We start from the raw sequence: 2,512 nt of genomic DNA on the forward strand, positions 1-2,512 counted from the left end.
GGCTTGGGTTGGGGAGGTAAATGGTATAACGCTCCGTATTAGTTGCTTGATCCACTGCCATTAGTACCCCTGAATACTATTCGAGATTTATGTGTAATTTAGTTCACGTATATTGTCTAATTAAAAACATTATTCGCATAAATCGCAAATATAATAATTATAAAAATACAGAAATAATTATTAATATTTATTGTTTGTATACGATCTGTATATTTTTAGTCAATTTAAATATCAAATTAATCAAAATTTATGTATATATTTTCTTATCCTTTCGTGCAAATGCACTCGTCGTTATGGATAAATTATCGAACTAAAAAATCTAACTTGATGTTTGTTTTTTTTCATGCAAAAATCACAATTAGCGACACTACCATTAAATGTTTTTCAGCGGGTATGCGATGATAAAGGCGCTTCGTTTCACTAATTTCAAGTCATGGTCAAATTTGAATCTTGAGTGCGGTGGAATTACCGGCTTGTTTGGAACAAATTCTTCCGGAAAGACTAGTATATTACAATTTTTACTACTTTTAAAGCAAACAAAAGACGCCACAGATAGAGCTTTGGCGTTAGAATTAAATGGAGACTATGTTAAACTTGGAACAATAAGAGACGTAATCCATAATCATGAAGATTCTTCTGAAATAAAATGGCGAATAAAATTTGAGCTATCCCATGAGCTTAGTCTTCAAAATCCTAGTGGTGGTGTAACCAGCCGTAGTCGTTTTCTTTCGCTCCGTGCTCGTGTGGGTGTCCAATCGATGGCTACACGCTCACGCGACTTGTCGTACACACTTGGACGCGCACGCTTTAGTCTTGTTGGCAGAAACACAGACGAGCGTAGCTTTGATCTACGCGCAGAGGCGACTCAGGACAGTCAAGATTTGGATTTCAACTTCGTCCGAACTAAAGGTAGGCCGTGGCAATTACCCCCACCTATAAAATCATACGCATTCCCCGATCAGGCTAGGACGTATTATCAAAACGCAAGTTTCCTTTCTGATCTTGAGGCTACGTACGAAGCCGAGATCGACAAAATTTTTTACTTAGGACCGCTGCGTGAGTACCCGCAGCGAGATTACCTCTGGGCTAGATCTCGACCTTTTGATGTTGGGCAACGCGGCGAAAAAACAGTAGACGCAATTTTAGCGGCTACAGATGCTGGAGAGATGCGAAATCTTCGACCAAAAGCGCGCAGGTTGCCCTTCCAGCAAATTATAGCCCATTGGCTACGTGAAATGGGGCTTATTGATTCCTTTAATGTAGTTGAACTAGCTGAAGGCTCCAATAGGTGGCAGGCCAGAGTGCGCACTAGACCTGGCAGCAGCGAAGTCCTGTTGACTGATGTTGGCTTTGGAGTATCCCAGGTTTTACCGGTAGTTACCTTGCTACAATACGTTCCGGAGGGGTCAACAGTTATACTCGAACAGCCGGAAATCCATTTGCATCCACTTGCGCAAGCTGGGCTAGCTGATGTAATAATTCAAGCCGCAGCTCATAGAAATATTCAGATTATACTTGAAAGCCACTCCGAGCATTTGCTACTTCGGCTTCAACGTCGTATCGCTGAACAAACGATATCATCAGACATTGTCAAGTTATATTTTTGTGACGCTCCAAAAGGAGATTCGATCTTAACGCCATTGAATGTAGATTCTTATGGTAATATTTTGAACTGGCCAGATCGATTTATGGGTGACGCATTCGCTGAAACAGCCAAGGCAGAACTGGCGAGATTGTCTAGGATGCAAAACACACAATGACTGAATGGATAGTCGATACGAATGTCCCGATAGTTGCGAATGGAAAAGCAGATGCCGGTGACAATCGACCTCCAAGCCTCGCTTGTAGACAGGCTGCCGTAGCTTTTCTTTTGCAGATCGCTACAAATGAAAAGGTAGTACTAGATCAAGAAGGAGCAATTCAGGCGGAATATAGGACTCACCTGCAACCCTCGGGCCAACCAGGGGTAGGCGATAGATTTTATCAAATTGTATTACAAAGCTCGCCCGATCGCGTTCGGCGGGTCAATTTGCCAAAGAATTCAGATGGCGAGTATAAAACGTTACCTAAACCCTTACAAGCTGTAAATTTTGACCCCAGTGACCGAAAATTTGCAGCACTTGCTGCCCAGGAAAATATCCCGGTTGTAAATGCTACAGATAGCGACTGGCTGAACGCAGCAGAGGCTTTAAAAGATTCCGATATAGTTGTTAATAATTTGTGCGGATGCAACATAGAAGAATGGTTTACAAAAAATTTGCAAGACGGTCAGTAAATATCATACCGGCGCTGATCAAATTTCGCGAAATTAATTTCGTCGTATTATATATTAAAAATCAATATTAATTTTACACCAGGGCAGTGCGAATCGTTATATAAGTAATCATAAGAATGCAACGGCTTATCCCCTCAACTCACCTCCACCTGCACCACCCCCGGCACCGCCCGCAACGCTCCCGCAATCTGCGGCGTCGCCTGGTACTTCCCCCCCAGCTTCACCTCCACCTCCCGC

At 42.6% G+C, this 2,512-nt stretch carries 2 protein-coding genes; both read left to right on the plus strand.

All coding sequences use genetic code 11. The features are described 5' to 3' along the window. Window positions 1-377: 377 nt before the first annotated feature. Window positions 378-1,760 (plus strand): AAA family ATPase, encoded by a 1,383-nt coding sequence (locus tag QR78_RS33220; protein ID WP_125901297.1) that lies wholly within the window; start codon window positions 378-380, stop codon window positions 1,758-1,760. Continuing rightward, window positions 1,757-2,275, plus strand: coding sequence for a zinc-binding metallopeptidase family protein (locus QR78_RS34430; RefSeq protein WP_125901299.1), 519 nt, complete (start codon window positions 1,757-1,759; stop codon window positions 2,273-2,275). The genes QR78_RS33220 and QR78_RS34430 overlap by 4 nt, the downstream gene beginning before the upstream one ends. Window positions 2,276-2,512: the final 237 nt, after the last annotated feature.

The organism is Methylobacterium indicum, from assembly GCF_001043895.1.
In the GTDB taxonomy this organism is placed as follows: domain Bacteria; phylum Pseudomonadota; class Alphaproteobacteria; order Rhizobiales; family Beijerinckiaceae; genus Methylobacterium; species Methylobacterium indicum.

Coding starts and splice junctions, on each gene's coding strand:
- QR78_RS33220 (WP_125901297.1), top strand. CDS start 378: ATGTTTTTCAGCGGGTATGCGATGATAAAGGCGCTTCGTTTCACTAAT.
- QR78_RS34430 (WP_125901299.1), top strand. CDS start 1,757: ATGACTGAATGGATAGTCGATACGAATGTCCCGATAGTTGCGAATGGA.